The sequence below is a fragment of the Aquincola tertiaricarbonis genome, assembly GCF_000969605.1.
Classification (GTDB): Bacteria; Pseudomonadota; Gammaproteobacteria; order Burkholderiales; family Burkholderiaceae_C; genus Aquincola; species Aquincola tertiaricarbonis.
The window spans coordinates 141,575-166,501 of record NZ_JZUE01000010.1; the positions used below are offsets into that span (position 1 = coordinate 141,575).

Below are 24,927 nucleotides of genomic sequence, written 5' to 3' on the forward strand. Positions count from 1 at the left end.
GCGGTAGGGCGTGGAGGAGGGGAGCGCTCAGCGCGCCGGCGGCAGGGCCACCGGGGCGGCGGGGCGCGGGCTGTTCATCTGCCAGGCGGCGCGGCCTTCGGAGGCGCTGCGGATCAGGTCTTCCAGCGCCTCGGCATTGCCGGAGCGGATCACATGCTCCAGCGCATCCAGCGCATGGCGGAAGCGCATCGACTGCTTCAGCGTCTCTTCCCGGTTGGCCAGCAGGATATCGCGCCAGATCGTCGGATCGCTGGCGGCGATGCGGGTGAAATCCCGGAAGCCCGGCCCGGCCAGCGACAGGAAATCGTCGCCGCCCGGCTGCTTGGCCACTGCGCTGAAGTACGCGAAGGCCAGCAGGTGCGGCAGGTGGCTGACGGCGGCGAAGGCGGCGTCATGGTTCTCGGGCGACATGCGCAGCACCTGCGCCCCGATGGCGGCCCAGACGTCGGTGGCCTTCTGCACCAGGGCCGCGTCGGTCTGTGGCAGCGGCGTGAGGATGACCTGGCGGCCGACGTAGAGGTCGGCGTCGGCATGGGCGATGCCGGCCTTTTCCTTGCCGGCGATGGGATGCGCCGGCACGAAGCCGCCGATGCGCTCCTTCAGCACGCGGCGCGCGGCATCCACAACGTCGCGCTTGGTGGAGCCCACGTCCATGAAGAGCACGCCCGGCTCGACGAGGTGGCGGATGGCCTTGAAGGTGGCTTCCGTGGCCGACACGGGCACGGCCAGAAGTACGATGTCGGCGCCGGCCACCGCCAGCAGTGCCGACTCGGCGGCCACGTCGATGGCGCCGGCCCGGCGGGCCCGCTCGGTGGTGGAGGGCGACTTGCTGTAGCCCACCACATGCTTCACCAGCCCGGCGCGCTTCAGTGCCAGCGCGAACGAGCCGCCCATGAGGCCGCAGCCGATCAGGCCGAGTTGCTGGAACATGGTCAGTGGCTGTCGAGCGGGTAGGTGCCCAGCACCTTGAAGAAGTCGCATACCTCGCGCAGCTCACGCATGGCCGCAGCCACCGGCGGATCCTCCGGATGGCCTTGCAGGTCGACGTAGAAGTAGTACTCCCACTGGCCCGAGCGGGCCGGGCGCGACTCGAAGCGGGTCATCGACACGCCGTGGCGCTTCAGCGGCACCAGCATGTCGTGCACGGCGCCGGGCCGGTTGACCACCGACACCACCAGGCTGGTGCAGTCGTGCCCCGAGCGGCTGGGCTGCGGATGGCGGTCGGGGTGGGTGACCACCGCGAAGCGGGTGCGGTTGTGGGGATCGTCCTGGATGGCGCGGCCCACCACATGCAGGCCGTATTCGCTGGCGGCGCGCTCGCTGGCGATCCCGGCCAGCTTCGGGTCGGTGCCGGCCAGCCGCGCGCCCTCGGCATTGCTGGCCACCGGCCGGCGTTCCACATGCGGCAGGTGGTTGCTGAGCCAGCCGTGGCACTGCGCCAGCGCCTGCGGGTGGGCGCACACCGCCTCGATGCCTTCCAGCGAATCGACGCTGCGCAGCAGGTTCTGCCGCACCATCAGGCTGGTCTCGCCGATGATGAACAGCGGCGTGGTGAGGAACAGGTCCAGCGAGCGCGTGACCACGCCCTCGTTCGAGTTCTCCACCGGCACCACGCCGAAATCGGCCGCGCCCGAGGTGGTGACGTGGAACACCTCGTCGGCATTGGCACACGGCACCCGCACGATGGAAGCGCCGAAGTAACCCAGCGCCGCTTCCTCGCTGAAGGTGCCGGCCGGGCCGAGGTAGGCCACGCGCATCGGCGTTTCCAGCGAGCGGCAGGCCGACATGATCTCGCGCCAGATCGGGGCCACGCTGTCCGAGCGCAGCGGGCCGGCGTTGATGCGCTTGAGGCCGTCGATCACCTGCGCCTCACGCTCGGGGCGAAAGACCACCGAGCCTTCCTTCTTCTTGATCTCGCCCACCGCCAGCGCCAGCGCGGCGCGGCGGTTCAGCAGCGCCAGCAGGTCGCGGTCCAGCGTGTCGATCTGGTGGCGCAGCGCCAGCAGCTCCGGCGGCGTGGAAGAGGAGGGTTCGGCCATGTCGAGCGGGATGGAAGGTTTACTTGGCGCCGCTGGCCTTGCCGGCGGCGGGCCGGGAAGCCTCGTTGGCGGGCGCGCTGATGCCCAGCGTGCTGCGCACCTTGGACTGCAGTGCCTGCAGCTTGGGGTCCAGCGCGGGCGCCGCTTCCACGATGAGCTTCTGCGCGAAGGCGTTCTGGATCTCCGGCGCCACCTGCTGGTACTTCTTGTTCACCGGCGACTCCAGCCAGGCCAGCAGCGCCTTCAGCTCCTCCTCGGTGAACTTCTCTTCCATCTGCGCGCCCAGGGTGCTGGGCGCCAGTTTCATCGCGCGGTCGCGCAGCACCGGCACCGCCTCGTCGACGAACTTGCGCACGTCGGCCTCGATCTGCTTGCCGGTCGCTTCGCGCTTGTCGGCCGGCAGCTGCTGCAGGGCGTTGCCCGCGGCCTGCATCATCTGCAGCGCGGGGCGCTCGGCGATGCTCTTGGCGATGTTCTCGATGGCGGGTTGCTGGGCCGCGAGGATCTTGTCCACCAGCTGTTTCTTGGTCTGCGCGTGCGCGCCGACCGCGGCGACCACCAGGGCCGCCATCAGCAGGGTCTTCTTCATCAGGTGTTCTCCTCAGGGGCGGCGGCATCGCCTTCGCCCGGGGTTTCGATGTTGGCGTCGTTTTCGACGATGCGTTGCAGGCCCGACAGCTTGGTGCCGTCGTCCAGCGCGATCAGCGTGACGCCTTGCGTGGCGCGGCCGAGCTCACGAATCTCGGAGACCCGGGTGCGCACCAGCACACCCTTGTCGGTGATCAGCATGATCTCGTCCTCGGGGCGCACGAGGGTGGCTGCGACCACCTTGCCGTTGCGCTCGCTCTGTTGGATGGCGATCATGCCCTTGGTTCCCCGCCCGTGGCGGGTGTACTCGACGATCGAGGTGCGCTTGCCGAAACCGTTCTCGGTGGCGGTCAGCACGCTCTGCAGTTCGTCCTCGGCCACCAGCATGGCGATCAGGTTCTGCCCCGGCTCCAGCGCCATGCCGCGCACGCCGCGGGCCTGGCGGCCCATCGGGCGCACGTCGTCCTCGTCGAATCGCACGGCCTTGCCGGCATCGGAGAACAGCATCACGTCGTGCTTGCCGTCGGTCAGCGCGGCGCCGATCAAATGGTCGCCTTCGTCGAGGTCGACCGCGATGATGCCGGCCTTGCGCGGGTTGCTGAATTCGTCCAGCGCCGTCTTCTTCACCGTGCCCAGCGCGGTGGCCATGAAGATGTAGTTGTCGGCCGGGAAGGTGCGGAACTCGCCGGTCAGCGGCAGCACCACGGTGATCTTCTCGCCAGGCTGCAGCGGGAACATGTTGACGATCGGCTTGCCGCGGCTGGCGCGACCGCCTTGCGGCACCTCCCACACCTTCAGCCAGTACACGCGACCGCGGTCGCTGAAGCACAGGATCCAGTCGTGCGTGTTGGCGATGAAGAGCTGGTCGACCCAGTCGTCTTCCTTCGTGGTGGTGGCCTGCTTGCCGCGGCCGCCGCGTCGCTGCGCGCGGTATTCGCCGAGCGGCTGGCTCTTGATGTAGCCGCTGTGGCTGAGCGTCACCACCATGTCGGTGGGCGTGATCAGGTCCTCGGTGCCCAGCTCCTGCGCGTTGTGCTCGATCACGCTGCGGCGGGTGCCTACCTTGGTCTGGCCGAACTCCTGCTTCAGCGCGGTGAGTTCCTCGCTGATGAGGAAGGTCACGCGCTCCGGCTTGGCCAGGATGTCCAGCAGGTCGGCGATCTGCGCCATCACGTCCTTGTATTCGCCGACGATCTTGTCCTGCTCCAGCCCGGTCAGGCGCTGCAGGCGCATTTGCAGGATTTCCTGGGCCTGGTCGTCCGACAGGCGGTACAGGCCGTCGTCCTGCATGCCGTAGTCGGCGGGCAGGCCCTCGGGGCGGTAGGCCTGGCGGCCGCCGGGGGTGTCACTCTCGGCGCGGGCCAGCATCTCGCGCACCAGCGACGAGTCCCAGCTCTTGCTCATCAGCGCCGCCTTGGCCACCGGCGGCGTCGGCGAGTTCTTGATCGTCTCGATGAACTCGTCGATGTTGGCCAGCGCCACGGCCAGGCCTTCCAGCACATGGCCGCGCTCGCGTGCCTTGCGCAGCGCGAATACCGTGCGGCGCGTCACCACTTCGCGGCGGTGCTCCAGGAAGTACTCGATCAGCTGCTTCAGGTTGAGCAGGCGCGGCTGGCCGTCCACCAGCGCCACCATGTTCATGCCGAAGCTGTCCTGCAGCTGCGTCTGCTTGTACAGATTGTTCAGCACCACCTCGGGCACTTCGCCGCGCTTGAGCTCGATCACCACCCGCATGCCGGACTTGTCGCTCTCGTCCTGGATGTGGCTGATGCCATCGATCTTCTTGTCGTGGACCAGCTCGGCGATGCGCTCGAGCAGGGTCTTCTTGTTCACCTGGTACGGAATCTCGTCGACGATGATCGACTGGCGCTGGCCGCGGTCGATGTCCTCGAAGTGGCACTTGGCGCGCATCACCACCTTGCCACGGCCGGTGCGGTAGCCCTCGCGCACACCCGTCAAGCCGTAGATGATGCCGGCGGTGGGGAAGTCGGGCGCCGGGATGATCGACATCAGTTCGTCGATCGTGGCATCCGGGCTGCGCAGCAGGTGCAGGCAGGCGTCCACCACCTCGTTCAGGTTGTGCGGCGGGATGTTGGTGGCCATGCCCACCGCGATGCCGCCCGAGCCGTTGACCAGCAGGTTCGGCAACCGCGTCGGCAGCACCAGCGGCTCCTTCTCCGAGCCGTCGTAGTTGGGTCCGAAATCGACGGTTTCCTTGTCGATGTCGGCCAGCAGTTCATGGGCGATCTTCGACAGCCGGATTTCGGTGTAACGCATCGCCGCGGCGTTGTCGCCGTCGATCGAGCCGAAGTTGCCCTGGCCGTCCACCAGCATGTGGCGCATGGAAAAGTCCTGCGCCATCCGCACGATGGTGTCGTAGACCGACTGGTCGCCGTGCGGGTGGTACTTACCGATCACGTCGCCGACGATACGGGCCGATTTCTTGTAGGGCCGGTTCCAGTCGTTGTTCAGCTCGTGCATCGCGAACAGCACGCGCCGGTGCACCGGCTTCAGGCCGTCGCGTGCGTCGGGCAGGGCGCGCCCGACGATCACGCTCATCGCATAGTCGAGGTAAGAACGCCGCATCTCCTCTTCGAGGCTGATGGGCAGGGTTTCCTTGGCGAACTGGGTCATGGGGGCGGCAAACGCGGGCGGCGCGGGTGCGCCGTGACCTGTGGGATGAGACGCGGGATTCTAAGCGGCAGTGCTTTGTCGCTCGAAAGCAACACAGGCGTTACCTCCCGGCCGGGCAGTTGCCAAAATGGGGCCAGCCGAGCGCCGTATGGCACAATCCTTCGCGTCGGTGGTGGCGCTTGACAAACAAGGCGCTTGCCAAGTTATACGCTTCCGAATTTGGACGTTACGCAGCACAACTGCGGCTTTCCTTGAGAGGAGAATCAATGAAGAAACTGAACACCGTGGCGGTGCTGTTCGCATCGGTCGCGCTCGCCGCTCCGCTGTCGACGGCCTTCGCCCAAGCGCAGACGAACGACAATTGGCGCAATGCCGACGGTACCGTCTGGAAGAACGGCACCAACGAACTGTGCTGGCGCGATGCCAACTGGACCCCCGCCACGGCGGATCCCAGCTGCGACGGCGCGCTGAAGCCGGCCGCTCCGGCTCCGGCTCCGGCTCCGCAGGCTGCCCCGGCACCCGCTCCGGCTCCCGCCCCGGCACCGGTCCGCCCGGCTCCGGTCAGCGAAAAGGTCACCTACGCCGCCGACGCCTTCTTCGACTTTGACAAGTCGGTCCTGAAGCCGGAAGCCCGCGCCAAGCTGGACGACCTGGTCAGCAAGACCGGCGGCATCAACCTGGAAGTCATCATCGCCGTGGGTCACACCGACTCCGTCGGCAGCGATGCCTACAACCAGCGTCTGTCGGTGCGTCGCGCCGAAGCCGTGAAGACCTACCTGGTCTCCAAGGGCGTCGAGAAGAACCGCGTCTACACCGAAGGCAAGGGCGAAAAGCAGCCCGTCGCCGATAACAAGACCGCCGATGGCCGCGCGAAGAATCGCCGCGTGGAAATCGAAGTGGTTGGCACGCGCAATAAGTAATCGGTTCTCCGGTTCTTAAACAAACCCCGCTCCGGCGGGGTTTGTCATTTGTGCGGCAAGTATCTCCAGTTGGGTCGCGGTAGGATGTAAATCATGATGAATGCCGATCCTCAAGAACTGGCCAAATTCAGCGAGCTGGCCCATCGCTGGTGGGATCCCGAGAGCGAATTCAGGCCGCTGCACCAGATCAATCCGCTGCGGCTGGGTTGGATCGAACAGTCCGTTCCAGTGGCCGGCAAGCGGGTGCTGGACGTCGGCTGCGGCGGCGGCATCCTGGCGGAGTCGATGGCCCAGCGCGGCGCCAAGGTGCTCGGCATCGACCTGGCGGACAAGCCGCTGAAGGTGGCCCAGCTGCATGCGATGGAGTCAGGCGTCGACGGCGTGGAGTACCGCCAGGTGGCCGCCGAGGCGTTGGCGGCGGAGCAGCCCGCCAGCTTCGACGTGGTGACCTGCATGGAGATGCTGGAACATGTGCCCGATCCGTCGTCGGTGGTGCGTGCCTGCGCCACCTTGGTGAAGCCGGGCGGCTCGGTCTTCTTCTCCACCATCAACCGCAATGCCAAGGCCTTCCTGTTTGCCATCGTGGGCGCCGAGCATGTGCTGCAGTTGCTGCCCAAGGGCACGCATGAATATGCCAAGTTCATCCGCCCCAGCGAGCTGGCGCGCTGGTGTCGCGAGTCGGGGCTGCTGCTGGGCGAGACCAAGGGCATGGAATACAACCCGCTGACGCGCCGCTACTGGCTGTCGGCCGACACCAGCGTGAACTACTTGGTGGCGTGCCGGAAGCCGCTGGCATGAGCGGCCGCGCCATCCGCACGGTGCTGTTCGACCTGGACGGCACGCTGATCGACAGCGCGCCCGACCTGGCCGGTGCCGTCAACAGCCTGCGGGAACGCAAGGGCCTCGCGCCGGTGCCCTATGCACGCCTGCGGCCCATGGTGGGCACCGGTGCGCGCGGCATGATCGGCGCCGCCTTCGGCCTCCAACCGGGCGACGAGGGCTTCGACGCGCTGCGCGACGAGTTCCTGGCGCTGTACGAGCGCAACCTGCTGCAGCACACCCGGGTGTTCGAGCAGATGGTGCCGGTGCTGGACGCCCTGGATGCGGCGGGCCTGCGCTGGGGCATCGTCACCAACAAGGCCGAGCGCTTCACGCTGCCTGTGGTGCAGGGCCTGGGCCTGGACGTGCGTGCGGGCGCGGTGGTGTGCGGCGACACCACGCCGCATGCCAAGCCGCATCCCGCGCCCTTGCTGGAGGCGGCGCGGCGCATCGGCGCCGATCCGTCCGCATGTGTTTACGTCGGCGACGACCTGCGCGACGTGCAGGCCGGCCGCGCCGCCGGCATGGCCACGCTGGCCGCGGCCTGGGGATACCTCGGCCAGGGCGACGCGATCGGCAGCTGGGGTGCGGATGGCTTGATCGATATGCCCGGCGAACTCTTGAAATGGCTGGACCTGGCTTAAACTACGCAGTCCTGGGGCCGACCTGGTTTCGACGTGGGTACGGATCCGGCGCAGGGCATGCCGAGCACCAGTTCGCTCGTAAAACCACTGGAAACAAAGTAACTGCGAACGACGAACGTTTCGCCCTCGCCGCTTAACACCGGTGAGCCTCTCAACGGTTGGCCGATGGGCCGGGCTGAAGGTCGCAAGATCCTAGGCTGAGAGGTCATTCACATTGGCTGGTTCTGGGCCGGGTCACTCGGTTCAGGACGAGATTAAGTGACTGGCGTGAAAGGTAGCGTGCTGCTGCGCGACCTGAGCGTGAGACTCCAAATCAGCCAGCTACGCATGTAGAACTGTCCGGTGATGGTTCGCGGACGGGGGTTCGATTCCCCCCGGCTCCACCAAACCACGATCAAGGCTCCGTCGGTGACGACGGGGCCTTTTTCTTTTTCCATCCGAAACTGTACTTTCGTCTGGATCTGGACTAGATTCGGCATCATGTACGAATCTGGATGGGCATTGTGACCGCGCTCCCTGCCTCGCAATCCGCCGCGCCCGACATCACCGAGCAGCAAATGGCCGCCGCAGGCTTGCGGGCCTTCGAGCGCATTGCCGCCTTGTGGGGCTTGTCGGTGGACGAGCAGCTGGTGTTGCTGGGCAGCCCCGGCCGGTCCACGCTGTTTGCGTGGCGCAAGCAGCCGGACAAGGCCCACCTGTCGCGCGATACCCTGGAGCGGCTGTCCAACCTGCTGGGCATCTACAAGGCGCTGCAGATCCTGCTGCCCGACACCGCGGCGGCCGACGCCTGGGTGCGCCAGCCCAACACGGCCACGCCGTTCGGTGGCCGCAGCGCGCTCGACCGCATGCTGGCGGGCAACCTGAGCGACCTGACCGCGGTGCGCCAGTACCTGGACGCGGTGCGCGGAGGCGGATGGTCGTGACTGCAGTACGCCGCATCCGCTGGGCGCAGGCCTGCCGGATCGTGCCCACCCGCCATCCCTCGGTGTACCTGTTCGACCGCGTGGCCGGTCCGGATGATTTCGATGCGCTGTATGCGCTGGAATCGATGACCAATGACCGCGTGCGCGACGAAGTGGGGCAGATCCACCTGGTGCCGCCGCAAGACCGCATCTTCGGTCCCGGCACCGGGCCGATCATGGCCGCCTTCACCCACCTTAATCCGCTGGGCAGCCGCTTTTCCGACGGCAGCTTCGGCGTGTTCTATGCGGCTGCCGACCGTGCCACCGCGGTGGCCGAGACGCGCTACCACCATGGCCGCTTCCTTGCAGCCACCGCGCAGGGGCCGATGCACCTGCCGATGCGGCTGTACAAGGTGAGCATCGACGCCCGCCTGCACGACCTGCGGCCTGACGACGCGGCGCCCGAAGCCGTCTACCACCCGGATGACTACCGCGCTGCCCAGGCCCTGGGCCGGCAGCTGCACGACCAGGGCTCGGCCGGCGTGGCCTACCGCAGCGTGCGCCATCCCGGCGGGCAGTGCGTGGGCCTGTTCAAACCCACCGGCGCACGCGGCTGCGTGCATGCGGCCGTGCTGCTGTATGCCTGGGACGGCAAGGCCTTCACCGACGTGTACGAAAAGGTGGAATGAACACGCAGCGCCTGGCCTGGCTGGATGCGCTGCGCGGCGCGGCCATCGTGTGGATGATGGGCTTCCACCTCAGCTTCGACCTGCACCAGTTCCGGCTGATCCCGGCGCAGGACTTCTACGAAGACCCGTTCTGGACGGTGCAACGCACCGCCATCGTCAGCCTGTTCCTGCTGTGTGCCGGCGCGGGCCAGGCAGTGGCGCTGCGGCAGGGCCAGGTACCGGGCCGCTTCTGGCGGCGCTGGCTGCAGGTGGCGGCTTGCGCGGTGCTGGTCTCGGTCGGCTCCGCCTGGATGTTTCCGCGCAGCTGGATCAGCTTCGGCGTGCTGCATGGCATTGCGCTGATGCTGCTGGTGCTGCGCGCCACGCTGCGGCCCCGCTGGCTGTCCGCGCCGTGGCTGCCTGCGCTGCTGTTGGCGGCCGGCGCACTGGCGGTGCTGGCACCGCTGGTGATCGAGCACCCGTTCTTCGACAACCGCTGGACCAACTGGGTGGGCCTGGTGACCCGCAAGCCGGCCACCGAGGACTATGTGCCGCTGCTGCCCTGGCTGGGCGTGATGCTGTGGGGCGTGGCGGCCATGCTGTGGTGGCTGCGGCGGCCACAGGCGCCTGTGCAGCGGCCGCTGTCCGGCTGGGCCCGGCCGCTGGTGTGGCTGGGGCGCCGGCCGCTCACCGTGTACATGCTGCACCAGCCGGTTTTCATCGGCCTGCTGACGCTCCTGCAGCGGGCTTGATGCAGGGCAAAGGCGGCGCGGGCCGCCTGCGCATACTCGTTGCGTCAACCGCAGGAGTACGCAATGAAGATCCTCATCGCCGCCGATGGCAGCCCCTACACCAAGCGCATGCTGGCCTACGTGGCGGCGCATGACGAATGGCTGGGCCCGCAGCACGAATACACCGTGCTGCACGTGGAGCCCACCTTGCCTCACAACGCCGCCCACATGCTTGGCCGCGAAGTGTGCGAGCGCTACTACCGCGACCAGGCCGCCGAGGTGCTGGACCCGGTGCGCAAGTTCTTCGAGCAGCAATCGCTGAAGGCCAGCTTCCTGTCCAAGATCGGGCCCTCGGCCGCGACGATTGCCGAAGCGGCCGACCACGGCAGGTTCGACATCCTGATGATGGGCTCGCATGGCCACGGCGCACTGGCCAGCATGGTGTTGGGCTCCGTCACGGCCAAGGTGCTGGGGCTGTGCAAGGTGCCGGTGCTGATCGTGCGCTGACCGCGCGCAGGGTGCCCGCCGCCGCGGGTCGTACCATGCGGGCATGAGTTCCAAGGTCCTGTTCGGCTTCCATGCCGTCACCGTGCGCTTGAAGACGGCTCCGTCGTCCATCAGCGAGATCCACGTCGATTCCACCCGCCGCGACGCCCGCATGCGGCAGTTCGTCGAGCGCGCCAAGGAGGCCGGCGCCAAGCTGGTGGACAGCGACGACGAGCGCCTGTCGCGCATCGGCGGCACCACCCGCCACCAGGGCGTGGTGGCCAAGGTGAGCCCGCTGGTGCAGCAGCACAGCCTGGACGACGTGCTGGACCAGGTGCCCGGCGATCCGCTGGTGCTGGTGCTGGACGGCGTGACCGACCCGCACAACCTGGGCGCCTGCCTGCGCGTGGCCGATGGCGCCGGTGCCCATGCGGTGGTGGCCCCGCGCGACCATGCCGTGGGCCTCAATGCCACGGTGGCCAAGGTGGCCAGCGGCGCCGCCGAGACCGTGCCTTACCTGATGGTGACCAACCTGGCCCGCACCCTCAACGAGCTGAAGGACCGCGGGCTGCGGATCATCGGCACCAGCGACGATGCCGAGCGCACGGTGTACGACGTGGACCTCACCGGCCCGGTGGCGCTGGTGCTGGGCGCCGAGGGGCCCGGCATGCGGCAGCTCACGCGCAAGACCTGCGACGAGCTGGTGCGCATCCCGATGCGCGGCGCGGTGGAGAGCCTGAACGTCTCCGTCGCCTCCGGCGTGTGCCTGTACGAAGCCCTGCGCCAGCGCGGCGGGGCGGGCGGCGCCGGTGCCTGAAGCCGCCGTGCGCGTGCTGCGCGAGCGCATCGCCCGCGCGTCCCGCGTGTGCGTGCTCACCGGCGCGGGCATGAGTGCCGAGAGCGGCATTCCCACGTTCCGCGATGCGCAGACCGGCCTGTGGGCCCGCTTCGATCCGATGCAGCTGGCCAGCGAACCGGGCTTCCGGGCCGATCCGCAGCTGGTGTGGGACTGGTACCAGCAGCGGCGCGAAGGCGTGCGCCGCGCGCAGCCGCATGCAGGCCACCAGGCACTCGCGGCCTTTGCGCAGCGCCGGCCGGGCGTGCTCACGGTGGTGACCCAGAACGTGGACGACCTGCACCAGCGCGCCGGCCTGGACGGCGTGCTGCGGCTGCACGGCGACCTGCTGCAGGACCGCTGGCTGGCCCCCAGCCGCCACATGCCGCCCTGCGACCTGCGGCAGGCGCTGCCCGGCCATCCGCCGCGTTGCGCGCAATGCGGCAACCTGGTGCGGCCGGGCGTGGTGTGGTTCGGCGAAGCACTGCCGGCCGATGTCCTGGCCGACGCCGAGGACGCCGCCCGCGGCTGCACGGTGATGCTGGTGGTGGGCACCTCCGGCGCAGTGTGGCCGGCGGCCGGGCTGGCCGGCATCGCCCGCCGCGCGGGCGCCTGGGTCGCCATCGTCAACCCGGCCGCCACCGAGATCGACGGCGATGCCGACGAGCACCTGGCCGGCACCGCCGCCGGGCTGCTGCCGCGCCTGCTGGCGGCCTGAGGAACGCCTGAACGGCGGTTGATGGACGCTGGAGGGCCGATGGACGGCCGAAGAAGCGCCGCCTTATTCCAGCGCACCCACCTCGCGCAGGCTGCCGTCGGCTTGCCGCTTGAGCACGATCATCTCGCCCGACGAGGTGCTGCGCCCCGTGAGGGCCTGGATGTTGACCTGGTGCGTCACCGCCAGCAGCACGCCGGGGCCGCGCCAATCGGCGATCACGCGGCGGGCGGCGGCGGTGACCTCGTCGCTGCTGGTTTCGGAGCGAAAGGTGCTGCCGAAGGCGGGATCGGCCACGACCGGACCCAGGTCCAGCAGCCGGGCCGTCTCCAGGCAGCGGCACCACGGCGAGCTGAGCAGCTTGCCCACCTTCACACCCGCCGCACGCAGCCGCTGGCCGGCCGCGCGGGCATCGGCGCGGCCTTCGTCGTTCAGGTTGCGCTGGGTGCTGCAGTCGCCGAGCTTGAAGCCGGCCGGGTCGCCCACGCCCGGCGCCCGTGCATGCCGCATCAGCACCACCGTGCCCGGCTCCCGCAGCGCGGCCAGCGCGGCCTGCGGATCGGCATGGGCTGGCAGGGCAGCCAGGGCGCCGGCGGCAGCCAGCAGCAGGACGAGGACGCGGCGGTGTGGAAGGCGGTGCGGCATGGGCGCGAGGGTAGGGCCTGCCGCATGGCCGCACTTCCGCCTCGGGTTTGGCGGCAGGCCGGGCTGGCGCCTTGGCACGAAGCTCGCTAAAACCCCGGCATGCCCGTCATCCAGATCGCCCATCCCCTGGTGCGCCACAAGATTGGCCTGCTGCGCGAGGCCGGCATCACCACCAAGGACTTTCGAGCCCTCACGCAGGAGCTGGCCCGGCTGCTGGCCTACGAGGCCACGGCCGACTTCCCGCTGTGCAAGGTCACGCTGCCATGCTGGAGCGGCCCGGTGGAGGTGGAGCAGATCCAGGGCCGCAAGGTGACGGTGGTGCCCATCCTGCGCGCCGGCCTGGGCATGCTGGACGGCGTGCTGGACATCGTGCCTGGCGCGAAGGTGAGCGTGGTGGGCCTGTCGCGCAACCACGAGACGCTGCAGCCCGAGCGCTACTTCGAGAAGTTCGTCGGCCACCTGGAACAGCGCACCGCGCTCATCATCGACCCGATGCTGGCCACCGCCGGCTCGATGATCGCCACCGCGCAGCTGCTGAAGGACCGTGGCTGCACCGACGTGCGGGCGCTGGTGCTCGTGGCCGCGCCCGAGGGCATTGCCGCGCTGCAGGCTGCGCACCCCGACGTGCGCTGCTGGACGGCCGCCATCGACAGCCACCTGGACGCCAACGGCTACATCATTCCCGGCCTGGGCGACGCCGGCGACAAGCTCTTCGGCACCAAGTTCGAAGACACCGTGTGAACCCGCGCTGACGCCAGCACGCCCGGTGGCAAGATGGGCCGGTGCCCACTGCCCGGAGAGTGCCCATGCGCATCCTGCTGCCCGTCGACGGTTCCGCGCGTTCGCTCGATGCCATCCACCATGGCCTGCGCCTGGCGCGCGATGGCCTGCAGGCCAGCTTCCTGCTGCTGAACGTGCAGGAACCCACGCACCTGTACGAAGTGCTGATGCTGCGCGATGCCGATGCCCGCGCCGCCGCCGCGCGCGAGGCGGGCGAGAGCGCGCTGCAGTCGGCGCAGGCGCTGCTGGACGCGGCCGGCCTGGCCTACGAAGTGGAGATCACCACCGGCGACCCGGCGCAGCAGATCGTGGAGGTGGCCGAACGCGAGCAGTGCGACGCCATCGTGATGGGCACCTTCGGCCACGGCGCGTTGAGCGAGGCGCTGCTGGGCTCGGTCTCGCAGGAGGTGCTGCAGCATGCCGGCGTGCCGGTGACCATCGTTCGCCATGCGCCGCCTGCCGAGGCGCCGCCGGCCACCGGCCCGGACGAACTGGCCGAAGAAGGCTGATGCCGGGCGAGGCGCTATCCTGCCGGGCTCCGTGAACCAGCCGACCCTGGAGCCGCTTTTCCATGACACGTGTTTTCAACTTCAGCGCCGGCCCGGCCGCGCTTCCTGAACCGGTGCTGCGCGAGGCCGCGGCCGAGATGCTGGACTGGCACGGCTCGGGCATGTCCGTCATGGAGATGAGCCACCGCGGCAAGGAGTTCATGGGCATCCTGGCCGAGACCAAGGCGCTGCTGGTCGAGCTGCTGAACATCCCACCGAACTACAAGGTACTGTTCATGCAGGGCGGCGCCCTGGGCCAGAACGCCATCCTGCCGATGAACCTGCTGCGTGGGCGCCAAAGCGCCGACTACGTGCACACCGGCGAGTGGTCGAAGAAGTCGATCGAGGAAGCCGGCAAGTACTGCACTGCGCGCGTGGCCGCCACCGCCGAAGGCAGCCGCTTCACGCACGTGCCGAAGCAGGACAGCTGGCAGCTCGACCCCGATGCGGCCTACGTGCACATCTGCAGCAACGAGACCATCGGCGGCGTGGAATACCACTGGACGCCCGACACCGGCGACGTGCCGCTGGTGGCCGACATGTCCAGCAACTTCCTGAGCAAGCCGGTGGACGTGAGCCGCTACGGCCTGATCTATGGCGGTGCGCAGAAGAACATCGGCCCGGCCGGCCTCACGCTGGTGATCGTGCGCGACGACCTGCTGGGCGGTGCGCTGCCCATCACGCCGCAGGTGTTCGACTACAAGCACCTGGCCGACAACGATTCGATGATCAACACGCCGCCCACCTACGCGATCTACATTGCCGGGCTGGTGTTCAAGTGGATCAAGGCGCAGGGCGGGCTGGAAGGCATGGCCCGCCTCAACCAGGCCAAGGCCAGCCTGCTGTACGGCGCGATCGATGCCAGCGGCTTCTACACCAGCCCGGTGGCGCGCGAGGACCGCTCGCTGATGAACGTGCCGTTCCGCCTGTCCGACCCGTCGCTCGACGCTGCGTTCCTGAAGGGCGCCGAGGCGCGCGGCATGGTGCAGCTCAAGGGCCACCGCGTGGTGGGCGGCATGCGCGCGTCGATCTACAACGCGGTGCCGCTGGAGGCGGTGCAGGCGCTGGTGGACTACATGAAGGAGTTCGAGGCTGAAAAGGGCTGAGCATGGTGCCCCCAAGCTCGCTGCGCTCCCTGCCCCCCGAGGGGGCGCATTCAGCCTTGGGGCGGCCCGGCGGCTGAACGTGGAGCCCCCAAGCTCGCTGCGCTCGCTGCCCCCCAGGGGGGCGCATTCAGCCTTGGGGCGGCCCGGCGGCTGAACGTGAAGCCCCCAAGCTCGCTGCGCTCGCTGCCCCCCAGGGGGGCGCATTCAGCCTTGGGGCGGCCCGGCGGCTGAATGCTATGTCTTGAACTGCAGCAGCCGCGCGATGTCCCGCGAGGCCTGCAGCAGCAGCGGCAGGAAGCGTTCGACCATCACCGCCGGCGGCGTGCGGTTGGCCTGGCCGCTGATGTTCAGCGCGGCAATGGTGCGGCCGGTGCGGTCGACGATGGGTGCGGCCAGCGAAACCAGGCCTTCCTCCAGTTCCTGGTTCACCAGGCACCAGCCCTGCCGCCGGGTTTCCTCCACCAGCGCCACCAGGGCTTCCAGCTCCACCACGGTGCGCGAGGTCCAGGGCAGCCGCTCGCGCGAGGCGAGCCGGGCCCGCGCTTCCTCGGGCGGCAGGCCAGCCAGCAGCACCCGGCCCATCGAGGTGCAGAAAGCCGGCAGCCGGCTGCCGATGCCCAGGTTGATGCGCATGATCTTGTGCGTGGGCACCCGCAGCACATACACCAGTTCGGCGCCGTCCAGCACCGCGGCCGAGCAGCTCTCCTTCACCTCGGCCACCAGGGTTTCCATCACCGGCTCGGCCAGGTTCCACAGCGGCAGCGACGACAGGTAGGCAAAGCCCAGGTCCAGGATCTTGGGCGTGAGGCGGAACTGCCGGCCCTGCGCCTCCACGTAGCCCAGGCCTTCCAGCGTGAGCAGGATGCGGCGCGCGCCGGCGCGGGTGAGGCCGGTGCGGGTGGCCACCTCCGTCAGCGTCTGCGTCGGGGCCTCGGCGCTGAAGGAGCGGATGACCGCCAGCCCGCGGGCGAACGACTGCACATAGGTGTCGCCGGGCTTCGGGCGCTCGGCGGCATCGGCCTGGGCAGCAGGGGCGGGGGAGGGCGGCAGGTCGGGCATCGAAGGGGCGGGCGGGCGGCTCGCCGCGGGCGTTGCGGGCGGCGCATTATCGGCAGCGCCGCTTCGTTACCATCGCGCCCGTTTCAACCACCTCATGCCAGAGACAGGAGCCACCATCATGGCCATGGACGTCGTCGACTACGAGATCAAGGGCGCCGAAATGCAGTACGTCGAGGTCGAGCTCGACCCCGGCGAAGCTGCCATCGGCGAAGCCGGCAGCATGATGTTCATGGATGCCGGCATCGGCATGGACACGGTGTTCGGCGACGGCTCCAAGAGCCAGGGCGGCTTCTTCGGCAAGCTGCTGGGCGCGGGCAAGCGGCTGGTCACCGGCGAATCGCTGTTCACCACCATCTACACCAACGAGGCCAACGTCAAGCGCCGCATCGCCTTCGCTTCGCCGTACCCCGGCAAGATCATGGCAATGGACCTGAGCCGCCTGGGCGGCACGCTCATCTGCCAGAAGGACGCCTTCCTGTGCGCTGCGCGTGGCGTGTCGCTGGGCATCGCGCTGCAGCAGAAGCTGTCGGTCGGCTTCTTCGGGGGTGAAGGCTTCATCATGCAGAAGCTGGAAGGCGACGGCCTGGCCTTCGTGCACGCCGGCGGCACCGTGGTCAAGCGCGAGCTGCAGCCCGGCGAAACCTTGCTGGTGGACACCGGCTGCGTGGTGGCCTACACGCCCAACGTCAGCTTCGAGATCCAGTACGTGGGCAAGATCAAGACGGCGCTATTCGGCGGCGAGGGCCTGTTCTTCGCCAAGCTCACCGGCCCCGGCACCATCTGGCTGCAGAGCCTGCCGCTGTCGCGCCTGGCCTCGCGCATCTTCGCCGCGGCACCGCAGCGCGGCGGCGCGCGGGAAGAGGGTTCGGTGCTGGGCGGCGTGGCCGCCGGCGGCCTGCTGGGTGGCATCCTCGGCGGCGGGGACGACGAGTAAACGGCAGGTGCCCGGCAGGGCGCTCCGCCTACACTAGCGGGTTGCATAACGGCAGCCCGTTTCCGGGTGGTGCGTCTTGAAAGTCATTCCTTCGGCCCGGCCGCTGTGCCGGCGAACGTTCCTGGCGGCGGGTGCCGCGGCCGGCCTGGCCAGCGCCGGGGTGCTGCCCGGTGCGGCCATCGCCCAGCCGGCCACCCCGCCGGCCAAGGCGGGTCCCATCTTCGTGCTGAACTCGCTGGACGCCAGCGTCAGCGTGATCGATCCGGCCAGCTTCACCGAGATCCGGCGCCTGCCCACCGGCAAGGAGCCGCACCACCTGTACCTGACGCCCGATGAGAAGTCCGTCATCGTGGCCAATGCGCTGAGCGACTCGCTCACCTTCATCGATCCCGTCAGCGGCCTCGTGCAGCGGGTGGTGACCGACATCATCGATCCCTACCACCTGCGCTTCTCGCCGGACATGAAGTGGTTCGTCACCGCCGCCAACCGGCTGAACCACATCGACCTGTACCGCTGGCAGCCGGCCGACGCCGCGCAACCGCTGGCGCTGGTCAAGCGCGTGGCCGCCAGCCGCACGCCCAGCCACCTGGCCATCGACAGCCGCAGCAGCGTCATCTATTCGTCGATGCAGGACAGCGACGAGCTGATGGCCATCGACATCCACACCCAGGCGCCGCGCTGGAAGGTGCCCATCGGCAAGATGCCGGCGGATGTGTTCCTCACCGCCGACGACCGCACGCTGCTGGTGGCGCTGACCGGCGACCAGTTCGTCGAGGCCTATGACGTCACCGGCGCGCAGCCGCGGCTGGTCAAGCGCATCAAGACGGCGGCCGGCGCCCATGCCTTCCGCGCCCGCGGCGACCGGCGGCATGTGTTCGTCAGCAACCGGGTGGCCAACACCATCAGCCTGCTGGACACCCAGTCGCTGAGCGTGGTGGAGCACTATCCCGCGCCCGGCGGCCCGGACTGCATGGAGATGCTCAACGACGGCCGCACGCTGATGGTGACCTCGCGCTGGGCGCGCAAGCTCACCTTCATCGACATCACCCGGCGCGAGGTGGTGCGGCAGGTGCCCGTGGGCAAGTCGCCGCACGGGGTGTGGACGCTGGCCCATGCGAGCCGCATCTAGCCGCAGCGGCCTGCGCCTCCTGGCCGCCGCGGCGGCGTTGGCCGCTGCGGGCACGGCGGCCGCTGCCGGCTGCGCCAAACCGGTCTACCTCACCTTCGACACCGGCCACATGGGCGTGGCGCCGCTGGTGGCCGAGGTGCTGGCCCGCCACGGCGTGAAGGCCACCTTCTTCCTGGCCAACGAGCGCACCCGCACCGACGGCAGCAGCCTGGACGACGAATGGGCGCCCTGGTGGAGGGCGCGCGCCGCCGAGGGCCATGCCTTCGGCTCCCATACCTGGGACCATCTGGTGTGGCAGGCCGACACCGCCGCCGGCCTGCGCCTGCGGCCCACCGCCGGGCCGGATGCAGGCAAGACGCTGACGCTCACGCCCGCGCAGTACTGCGCCGAGCTTCGCCGGCCTGCCGAGCGCTTCCAGGCAATGACCGGCCAGACGATGCTGCCGCTGTTCCGCGCGCCCGCCGGCCGCACCTCGCCGGCGCTGCTGGCCGCGGCCAAGGCCTGCGGCTTCACCCACGTCGGCTGGTCGCCGGCCGGCTTCCTGGGCGACGAGCTGCCCAGCGACAAGTACCCCAACGACAAGCTGCTGTCCCAGGCGCTGCAGAAGGTGCGGCCGGGCGACATCCTGCTGGCGCACCTGGGCATCTGGTCGCGCCAGGACCCTTGGGCGCCGGCCGTGCTGGAGCCGCTGGTCACCGGCCTGCAGGCCCGCGGCCTGTGCTTCGCCACGTTGCGCGAGCATCCGCTGTATGCCGCCGCGGCCGCGCCGCGTTGACCTGTCCATGACCGTTCTCGACCCCTTCATCGACGCCTTCGGCACCGCGCAGCAGTGGCTGTTCGAGCAGGCGGTGCAGCCGGCGCTGTACACGCTGGGCATGGGCAACCTGCTGGAAGACGCCTTCGACGCCACCGGCTGGCTGCTGGCCGGGCTGCTGCAGATCGTGGTGATGCTCACCGTCTTCCGTGCGCTGGAGCGCTGGCGGCCCGCCGAGCCGCTGACCGACCGCGCCGCCGTGCGCACCGACGTGCTGTACACGCTGATCCACCGCCTGGGCGTTTTCCGGCTGGCCCTCTTCTTCACGCTGGTGCCGCTGTGGAACGACGGCATCGGCTGGCTGCGGCTGCAGGGCCTGCCTACCTTTCACCTGGACAACCTGTGGCCCGGCGTCACCGACGTGGCCTGGGTGTCCTTGCTGATGTACCTGCTGCTGTTCGACCTGGTGGGCTATGCGCTGCACCGGGCGCAGCACCAGTTCAGCTGGTGGTGGCAGCTGCATGCGGTGCACCACAGCCAGCGCCAGATGACCCTGTGGAGCGACAACCGCAACCACCTGCTGGACGACCTCATCCACGACAGCGTGTTCGTGCTGGTGGGTCTGGCAGTGGGCATCGCGCCGGGACAGTTCGTGACGGTGGTGGTGATCACGCAGCTGCTGGAAAGCCTGTCGCATGCCAACGTGCGGCTGGGTTTCGGCCGCTGGGGCGACCGGCTGCTGGTCAGCCCGCGCTTCCACCGGGTGCACCACGCCATCGGCATCGGCCATGAATCGAACGGCGCGGGCACGCTGGGTGGCCACAACTTCGCGGTGCTGTTCCCGTTGTGGGACCTGCTGTTCCGCACCGCCGAGTTCGACCGGCCGGTGGAGCCCACCGGCATCCGCGACCAGCTGCCCGACCAGGGCGGCCGGGACTACGGCCGCGGCTTCTGGGCCCAGCAGTGGCTGGGCCTCAAGCGCCTGGCCGGCAGGGGATGATGGGCGGCATGAAAGCACTCATCGATGCCTTCTGGCGCGCCAGCGCCTACTGCCTGCACCCGCGCGTGATCGCGATGTCGCTGCTGCCGCTGCTGGTGGCCGGCGGCCTCACGCTGGCCGCCGGCTGGTTCTTCTATGAAGCGGCCATCGACGGCGTGCGCGCCACGATGGAGAGCTGGCTGCTCACCTCGGCCTTCCTGCAGTGGCTGGACTCCATGGGCGCGCAGGGCTTTCGCGCAGTGCTCGCGCCGCTGATCGTGGTGGCGCTGGCGGTGCCGGTCATCGTGCTGGTATCGCTGGTGCTGGTGGCCATGATGATGACGCCGGCGCTGGTGTCCCTGGTGGCCCGCCGCCGCTTCCCGATGCTGGAGCGCCGGCATGGCGCGGGCCTGGCCAGCTCGGTGGCCTATTCGCTGGGCTACACGCTGCTGGCCTTCATCGTGCTGGCGGCCAGCGTGCCGCTGTGGCTCATCCCGCCGCTGGTGCTGGTGATCCCGCCGCTGGTGTGGGGCTGGCTCACCTACCGCGTGATGGCCTTCGATGCGCTGGCCGACCATGCCAGCGCCGAGGAGCGCAAGCTGCTGCTGCGCCAGCACCGCTGGCCGTTGATGGGCATCGGCGTGGTGTGCGGCTACCTCGGCGCCGCGCCTTCGCTGCTGTGGGCGGTGAGCGCCATGACGCTGGTGCTGGCGCCCATCCTCATCGTGGCCTCGGTCTGGCTGTACACGCTGGTGTTCGCCTTCTCGTCGCTCTGGTTCACCCATTACGGCCTGGCGGCGCTGCAGCGCCTGCGCATGCAGGCCGGCCCCACCGTCATCACCCCCGCGCCCCTGGAGCAGCTGCCATGAATTTCGGCCTCATCATCGTCGGCGACGAGATCCTCTCGGGCAAGCGGCAGGACAAGCACCTGGCCAAGGTCATCGAGCTGCTGTCCGCCCGCGGCCTGTCGCTGGCCTGGGCCCGCTACGTGGGCGACGACCGCGAGCGCATGACCGCCACCCTGCGCGACGCCTTCGCCAGCGGCGACGTGGTCTTCAGCTGCGGCGGCATCGGCGCCACGCCCGACGACCACAGCCGCCAGGCCGCCGCCGCGGCCCTGGGCGTGCCGCTGGTGCTGCACCCCGAGGCCAAGGCGCTGATCCAGGAGCGCATGCGCGACGTGGCGGCCGAGCAGGGCACCCCCTACGAACCCGACCGGCCCGACAACCTGCACCGGCTCAACATGGGCGTGTTCCCCGAGGGCGCGGCCATCATCCCCAACCCGTACAACAAGATCCCGGGCTTCAGCGTGGGCGAGGTGCATTTCGTGCCCGGCTTCCCGGTGATGGCGCATCCGATGATCGAGTGGCTGCTGGACGGCCGCTATGCCGCGCTGCATGGCAGCCACCGGCAGGTGGAGCAGTCGGTCATCGTGTTCGGCGGACTGGAAGCCACGCTGACGCCGCTGATGGAGACCGTGGAGCGCGACCACCCCGGCATCAAGGTGTTCAGCCTGCCCAGCGTCGACCATCCCCAGTACGGCCGCCACATCGAACTGGGCGTCAAGGGTGCCGCCGCCGGCGTGCCGGCCGCCTATGCGCAGCTGCTGGGCAGCCTGCAAGCGATGCAGCTTTCGCTTGGCCCGGAAATGGTGCGTTGACGCCGCAGCAAGGCGGCCCAAGTCGGTGCGCTCGGCTGCACCAAGATGGGGTTTCCATGCCCCGGAACCGGTAAGATTCCGCGGGCACACTTTCTGCTAATTTCCGATGCGCCTTTTTGGGGCTTGGCAGCCAGCGTTCCTGGGCCGCCTGCAATTCCCCGATCTGCCGTTTCTTACCCCTAAAACCACCCCAGACCAGCGCCCGCTAGGAGATTCCTGATGGCAAAGACTGTCGCCGACGTGATGACCATGGTGAAGGAAAACGAAGTCAAGTTCGTTGACTTCCGCTTCACCGACACCCGCGGCAAGGAACAGCACGTTACGGTTCCCATCTCGCACTTCGACGAAGACAAGTTCACCTCCGGCCATGCCTTCGACGGTTCGTCGATCGCCGGCTGGAAGGGCATCGAGGCATCGGACATGCTGCTGATGCCGGACCCGAACACCGCCAACATCGACCCGTTCTTCGAAGAGCCGACGGTCATCCTCACCTGCGACGTGCTGGAGCCGGCCGACGGCAAGGCCTATGAGCGCGACCCGCGTTCGCTGGCCAAGCGCGCCGAGGCCTACCTGAAGTCGTCGGGCCTGGGCGACACCGCCTTCTTCGGCCCCGAACCCGAGTTCTTCGTGTTCGACAGCGTGCGCTGGCAGGTCGACATGTCGGGCTGCTTCGTGAAGATCGAGTCCGAGGAAGGCGCCTGGAGCACCGGCAAGGACTACGAGCACGGCAACTCCGGCTACCGCCCCACCGTCAAGGGCGGCTACTTCCCCACGCCGCCGGTTGATTCGGGCCAGGACCTGCGCTCGGAAATGAGCCTGATCCTGGAATCGCTGGGCATCCCCGTCGAAGTGCACCACCACGAGGTGGCCAACGCCGGCCAGATGGAACTCGGCACCAAGTTCAGCACCCTGCTGCAGCGCGCCGACTGGTGCCAGCTGCAGAAGTACGTGATGCAGAACGTGGCGCGCAGCTACGGCAAGACGCTGACCTTCATGCCCAAGCCCATCGTGGGCGACAACGGCTCGGGCATGCACGTGCACCAGTCGGTCTGGAAGGACGGCAAGAACCTGTTCGCCGGCGACGGCTACGCCGGCCTGAGCGAGTTCGCGCTGTACTACATCGGCGGCATCATCAAGCACGGCCGCGCGCTGAACGCGATCACCAACCCGACCACCAACAGCTACAAGCGCCTGGTGCCGGGCTTCGAAGCCCCGGTAAAGCTGGCCTACTCGGCCAAGAACCGCTCGGCCTCGATCCGCATCCCGTTCGTGGCCAACCCGAAGGGCCGCCGCATCGAGGCGCGCTTCCCCGATCCCATGGCCAACCCGTACCTGGCCTTCTCGGCGCTGCTGATGGCCGGCCTGGACGGCGTGGAAAACAAGATCCATCCGGGCGAAGCCGCCTCGAAGGACCTGTACCACCTGCCGCCGGAAGAGGACAAGCTGATCCCGACCGTGTGCCACAGCCTGGACCAGGCGCTGGAGTACCTGGACAAGGACCGCGAATTCCTGACCAAGGGCGGCGTGTTCACCGATTCGTACATCGATGCGTACATCGACCTGAAGATGCAGGAAGTGCAGCGTTTCCGCATGACCACGCACCCGGTCGAGTTCGACATGTACTACAGCCTGTAAGCCCCCCGGGCTTGCCTCGAAGGGACGGCCTCGGCCGTCCCTTTTTCGTTAAAGGAATGGCAATGCCGCTGCAGCACAATCATCGACCCGACCCTTGGAGAGACTCTGCATGACGGTTCGTCGATGGCTGCTGGTGGTGTTGCTGGCGAATGCAGGAAGTGCGTGGGCGCAGGCCACCACGGTCTACCGCTGCCCGGGCCCGCCGGTGCTCTACACCGACCAGCTGAGCCCGCGCGAGGCCCAGGACCGCGGCTGCCGCACCATCGAGAGCGCACCGGTCACCGTCATGCAGAACAGCAAGCCTCGGCCGGTGGCGTCGCCCAATCCACCCGGCGGCTCGCCCGCCGCGCCGGCGGCGCGTGGCAGCGAAGGCCGCATCGACCCCGGCGAGCAGCGCGCCCGCGATGCCGATGCGCGCCGCATCCTCGAAGCCGAACTCCGCAAGGAACAGGACCGCCTGGCCACCATGAAGCAGGAATTCAACAACGGCCAGCCCGAGCGGCAAGGCAACGAACGCAACTACCAGCGCTACCTCGACCGCGTGGAGGAAATGCGCAGCGCCATCCAGCGCAAGGAGGGCGATGTGGAAGCCATCCGCCGCGAGCTGTCGCGCCTGCCCTCATGAAGCAGCCGTCTCATCCGTCGAACCACTTCGACACCTTCGACCTGCTGGCCACGATGATCGCCGTGGCCCGGCCCACCGGCGAATGCCTGTTCGCCAATGCGAGCTTCGAGCAGGTGATGGGCCTGTCGCGGCGCACGCTGCAACGCGGCTCGCTGCTGGATTGTTTCGTCGAGCCGCAGCAGCTGCGCGACACGCTGCTGGCGGTGGCCCGCAACGACTACGCCACCGGCCGCTTCGAGGCCGCACTGCGCCGCCAGCCCAACGTGCACCTGGAGCCGATGCCGGTGCATGTGATCGTCAACCAGATCGACGGCGAGACCGAGCGCGTCCTGGTCGAGGTGATCGAGATCGAGCAGCAGACCCGCCACGACCGCGAGGAGCGCACGCTGGGGCAGGTGAAGGCCAACAAGGAGCTGATCCGCAACCTGGCGCACGAGATCAAGAACCCGCTGGGCGGCATCCGCGGCGCGGCGCAGCTGCTGGAGATGGAGCTCGAATCGAAGGAGTTGACCGAGTACACGCAGGTGATCGTGCAGGAAGCCGACCGGCTGCAGGCGCTGGTGGACCGGCTGCTGGCGCCGCACCGTCGCCCGCACGTGGTGAGCGACGTCAACATCCACGAGGTGTGCGAGCGGGTGCGGGCGCTGATCACCGCGGAGTTTCCGCGCGGGCTGACGATCGAGCGCGACTACGACATCTCGATCCCCGAGTTCCGCGGCGACCGCGAACAGCTGATCCAGGCGGTGCTGAACATCGCGCACAACGCGGCGCAGGCGCTGCACGAGCGCATCTTCGCGGGCGACGCCTGCATCTGGCTGCGCACCCGCATCGCGCGGCAGATCACCATCGGCAAGAACCGCTTCCGGCTGGCACTTGAATTGCATATCGAGGACAACGGCCCGGGAGTACCGGAGTCCATCAGCGATCGCATCTTCTACCCCTTGGTATCGGGGCGCGATGGCGGGTCGGGCTTGGGGCTCACGTTGGCGCAGACCTTCGTGCAGCAGCACCAGGGCACGATCGAATGCGACAGCGTTCCGGGGCGGACGGTGTTCAAGATCGTGATCCCGCTGCCGTGATCACACCGCTCTA

The 24,927-nt window shown here is 68.7% G+C and carries 27 protein-coding genes and 1 other RNA gene; 22 read left to right on the top strand and 6 right to left on the bottom strand.

Annotated elements, in window-relative coordinates; all coding sequences use genetic code 11:
• Positions 1–27 precede the first annotated feature (27 nt).
• Genes VO99_RS14220 through gyrA form a run of 4 tightly spaced genes read right to left on the bottom strand, consistent with a single transcriptional unit; the run spans position 28 to position 5,261 of the window.
• On the bottom strand, positions 28–930 hold the full coding sequence (locus tag VO99_RS14220) for a prephenate dehydrogenase (RefSeq protein ID WP_046113521.1): 903 nt from the start codon (positions 928–930) through the stop codon (positions 28–30).
• 2 nt (positions 931–932) lie between these two features.
• Complete coding sequence (gene pheA, locus VO99_RS14225) at positions 933–2,039, bottom strand: prephenate dehydratase (protein ID WP_046113522.1); 1,107 nt, start codon at positions 2,037–2,039, stop codon at positions 933–935.
• A gap of 19 nt (positions 2,040–2,058) precedes the next feature.
• Positions 2,059–2,628, bottom strand: coding sequence for a DUF2059 domain-containing protein (locus VO99_RS14230; RefSeq protein ID WP_046113523.1), 570 nt, complete (start codon positions 2,626–2,628; stop codon positions 2,059–2,061).
• Positions 2,628–5,261, bottom strand: coding sequence for a DNA gyrase subunit A (gene gyrA, locus VO99_RS14235; RefSeq protein WP_046113524.1), 2,634 nt, complete (start codon positions 5,259–5,261; stop codon positions 2,628–2,630). The genes VO99_RS14230 and gyrA overlap by 1 nt, the downstream gene beginning before the upstream one ends.
• 266 nt (positions 5,262–5,527) lie before the next feature.
• On the opposite strand from gyrA, the gene ompA reads away from it, so the two are divergent.
• From ompA to VO99_RS14280, 10 genes are all read left to right on the top strand, one after another.
• Positions 5,528–6,181: an outer membrane protein OmpA gene (gene ompA, locus VO99_RS14240; RefSeq protein ID WP_046113525.1), complete on the top strand. Its 654-nt coding sequence runs from the start codon at positions 5,528–5,530 to the stop codon at positions 6,179–6,181.
• A 93-nt stretch (positions 6,182–6,274) separates the two neighbouring features.
• Complete coding sequence (ubiG, locus tag VO99_RS14245) at positions 6,275–6,979, top strand: bifunctional 2-polyprenyl-6-hydroxyphenol methylase/3-demethylubiquinol 3-O-methyltransferase UbiG (protein WP_046113526.1); 705 nt, start codon at positions 6,275–6,277, stop codon at positions 6,977–6,979.
• On the top strand, positions 6,976–7,644 hold the full coding sequence (locus VO99_RS14250) for an HAD-IA family hydrolase (protein WP_046113527.1): 669 nt from the start codon (positions 6,976–6,978) through the stop codon (positions 7,642–7,644). The genes ubiG and VO99_RS14250 overlap by 4 nt, the downstream gene beginning before the upstream one ends.
• Before the next feature lie 13 nt (positions 7,645–7,657).
• Positions 7,658–8,030: a transfer-messenger RNA gene (gene ssrA / locus VO99_RS29545) on the top strand.
• Between the two features lie 108 nt (positions 8,031–8,138).
• Positions 8,139–8,567, top strand: coding sequence for an MbcA/ParS/Xre antitoxin family protein (locus tag VO99_RS14255; RefSeq protein WP_046113528.1), 429 nt, complete (start codon positions 8,139–8,141; stop codon positions 8,565–8,567).
• The gene (locus tag VO99_RS14260; RefSeq protein WP_046113529.1) at positions 8,558–9,235 is read left to right on the top strand and encodes an RES family NAD+ phosphorylase; all 678 of its coding nucleotides are present in this window, start codon (positions 8,558–8,560) and stop codon (positions 9,233–9,235) included. The genes VO99_RS14255 and VO99_RS14260 overlap by 10 nt, the downstream gene beginning before the upstream one ends.
• On the top strand, positions 9,232–9,966 hold the full coding sequence (locus VO99_RS14265) for an acetyltransferase domain-containing protein (RefSeq protein ID WP_046113530.1): 735 nt from the start codon (positions 9,232–9,234) through the stop codon (positions 9,964–9,966). Before VO99_RS14260 ends, VO99_RS14265 begins: the two co-directional genes overlap by 4 nt.
• Positions 9,967–10,029: 63 nt before the next feature.
• Positions 10,030–10,452, top strand: a complete 423-nt coding sequence (locus VO99_RS14270; protein ID WP_046113531.1) for a universal stress protein — start codon at positions 10,030–10,032, stop codon at positions 10,450–10,452.
• Positions 10,453–10,495: 43 nt separating this feature from the next.
• The gene (gene rlmB / locus VO99_RS14275; protein ID WP_046113532.1) at positions 10,496–11,248 is read left to right on the top strand and encodes a 23S rRNA (guanosine(2251)-2'-O)-methyltransferase RlmB; all 753 of its coding nucleotides are present in this window, start codon (positions 10,496–10,498) and stop codon (positions 11,246–11,248) included.
• On the top strand, positions 11,241–11,984 hold the full coding sequence (locus VO99_RS14280) for an SIR2 family NAD-dependent protein deacylase (RefSeq protein ID WP_046113533.1): 744 nt from the start codon (positions 11,241–11,243) through the stop codon (positions 11,982–11,984). The genes rlmB and VO99_RS14280 overlap by 8 nt, the downstream gene beginning before the upstream one ends.
• A gap of 63 nt (positions 11,985–12,047) precedes the next feature.
• On the opposite strand, the gene VO99_RS14285 is transcribed toward VO99_RS14280, so the two are convergent.
• On the bottom strand, positions 12,048–12,626 hold the full coding sequence (locus VO99_RS14285) for a histidine phosphatase family protein (RefSeq protein ID WP_046113534.1): 579 nt from the start codon (positions 12,624–12,626) through the stop codon (positions 12,048–12,050).
• Positions 12,627–12,725: 99 nt separating this feature from the next.
• Here VO99_RS14285 and upp point away from each other — a divergent pair, with 99 nt between their 5' ends.
• The 3 genes from upp to serC all read left to right on the top strand — a co-directional run bounded on the left by upp (position 12,726) and on the right by serC (position 15,060).
• Positions 12,726–13,367 (top strand): uracil phosphoribosyltransferase, encoded by a 642-nt coding sequence (gene upp, locus VO99_RS14290; protein WP_046113535.1) that lies wholly within the window; start codon positions 12,726–12,728, stop codon positions 13,365–13,367.
• A gap of 65 nt (positions 13,368–13,432) precedes the next feature.
• Positions 13,433–13,915 carry a universal stress protein gene (locus VO99_RS14295; protein WP_046113536.1) on the top strand — a complete coding sequence of 161 codons (483 nt, stop codon included), beginning with the start codon at positions 13,433–13,435 and terminating at the stop codon, positions 13,913–13,915.
• Positions 13,916–13,977: 62 nt separating this feature from the next.
• The gene (serC, locus tag VO99_RS14300; RefSeq protein WP_046113537.1) at positions 13,978–15,060 is read left to right on the top strand and encodes a 3-phosphoserine/phosphohydroxythreonine transaminase; all 1,083 of its coding nucleotides are present in this window, start codon (positions 13,978–13,980) and stop codon (positions 15,058–15,060) included.
• Positions 15,061–15,294: 234 nt separating this feature from the next.
• Here the strand turns inward: serC and VO99_RS14305 are convergent, their stop codons facing one another.
• Complete coding sequence (locus tag VO99_RS14305) at positions 15,295–16,119, bottom strand: IclR family transcriptional regulator domain-containing protein (protein ID WP_046113538.1); 825 nt, start codon at positions 16,117–16,119, stop codon at positions 15,295–15,297.
• Positions 16,120–16,237: 118 nt separating this feature from the next.
• On the opposite strand from VO99_RS14305, the gene VO99_RS14310 reads away from it, so the two are divergent.
• The 9 genes from VO99_RS14310 to glnL all read left to right on the top strand — a co-directional run bounded on the left by VO99_RS14310 (position 16,238) and on the right by glnL (position 24,914).
• Entirely contained in the window at positions 16,238–17,053 is an 816-nt protein-coding gene (locus VO99_RS14310; RefSeq protein WP_046113539.1) for a TIGR00266 family protein, read from the top strand.
• Between the two features lie 160 nt (positions 17,054–17,213).
• Positions 17,214–18,182 carry a YVTN family beta-propeller repeat protein gene (locus VO99_RS14315; RefSeq protein ID WP_046113627.1) on the top strand — a complete coding sequence of 323 codons (969 nt, stop codon included), beginning with the start codon at positions 17,214–17,216 and terminating at the stop codon, positions 18,180–18,182.
• Positions 18,166–18,957, top strand: a complete 792-nt coding sequence (locus VO99_RS14320) for a polysaccharide deacetylase family protein (RefSeq protein WP_046113540.1) — start codon at positions 18,166–18,168, stop codon at positions 18,955–18,957. Before VO99_RS14315 ends, VO99_RS14320 begins: the two co-directional genes overlap by 17 nt.
• 7 nt (positions 18,958–18,964) lie before the next feature.
• Positions 18,965–19,936: a sterol desaturase family protein gene (locus VO99_RS14325; protein ID WP_046113628.1), complete on the top strand. Its 972-nt coding sequence runs from the start codon at positions 18,965–18,967 to the stop codon at positions 19,934–19,936.
• Between the two features lie 8 nt (positions 19,937–19,944).
• The gene (locus VO99_RS14330; protein WP_046113629.1) at positions 19,945–20,784 is read left to right on the top strand and encodes an EI24 domain-containing protein; all 840 of its coding nucleotides are present in this window, start codon (positions 19,945–19,947) and stop codon (positions 20,782–20,784) included.
• Positions 20,781–21,575: a competence/damage-inducible protein A gene (locus VO99_RS14335; protein ID WP_046113541.1), complete on the top strand. Its 795-nt coding sequence runs from the start codon at positions 20,781–20,783 to the stop codon at positions 21,573–21,575. The genes VO99_RS14330 and VO99_RS14335 overlap by 4 nt, the downstream gene beginning before the upstream one ends.
• Positions 21,576–21,794: 219 nt before the next feature.
• Positions 21,795–23,210, top strand: coding sequence for a type I glutamate--ammonia ligase (glnA, locus tag VO99_RS14340; RefSeq protein WP_046113542.1), 1,416 nt, complete (start codon positions 21,795–21,797; stop codon positions 23,208–23,210).
• Positions 23,211–23,319: 109 nt separating this feature from the next.
• The gene (locus VO99_RS14345) at positions 23,320–23,835 is read left to right on the top strand and encodes a hypothetical protein (protein ID WP_046113543.1); all 516 of its coding nucleotides are present in this window, start codon (positions 23,320–23,322) and stop codon (positions 23,833–23,835) included.
• Positions 23,832–24,914: a nitrogen regulation protein NR(II) gene (gene glnL / locus VO99_RS14350; protein ID WP_046113544.1), complete on the top strand. Its 1,083-nt coding sequence runs from the start codon at positions 23,832–23,834 to the stop codon at positions 24,912–24,914. Before VO99_RS14345 ends, glnL begins: the two co-directional genes overlap by 4 nt.
• Positions 24,915–24,927: the final 13 nt, after the last annotated feature.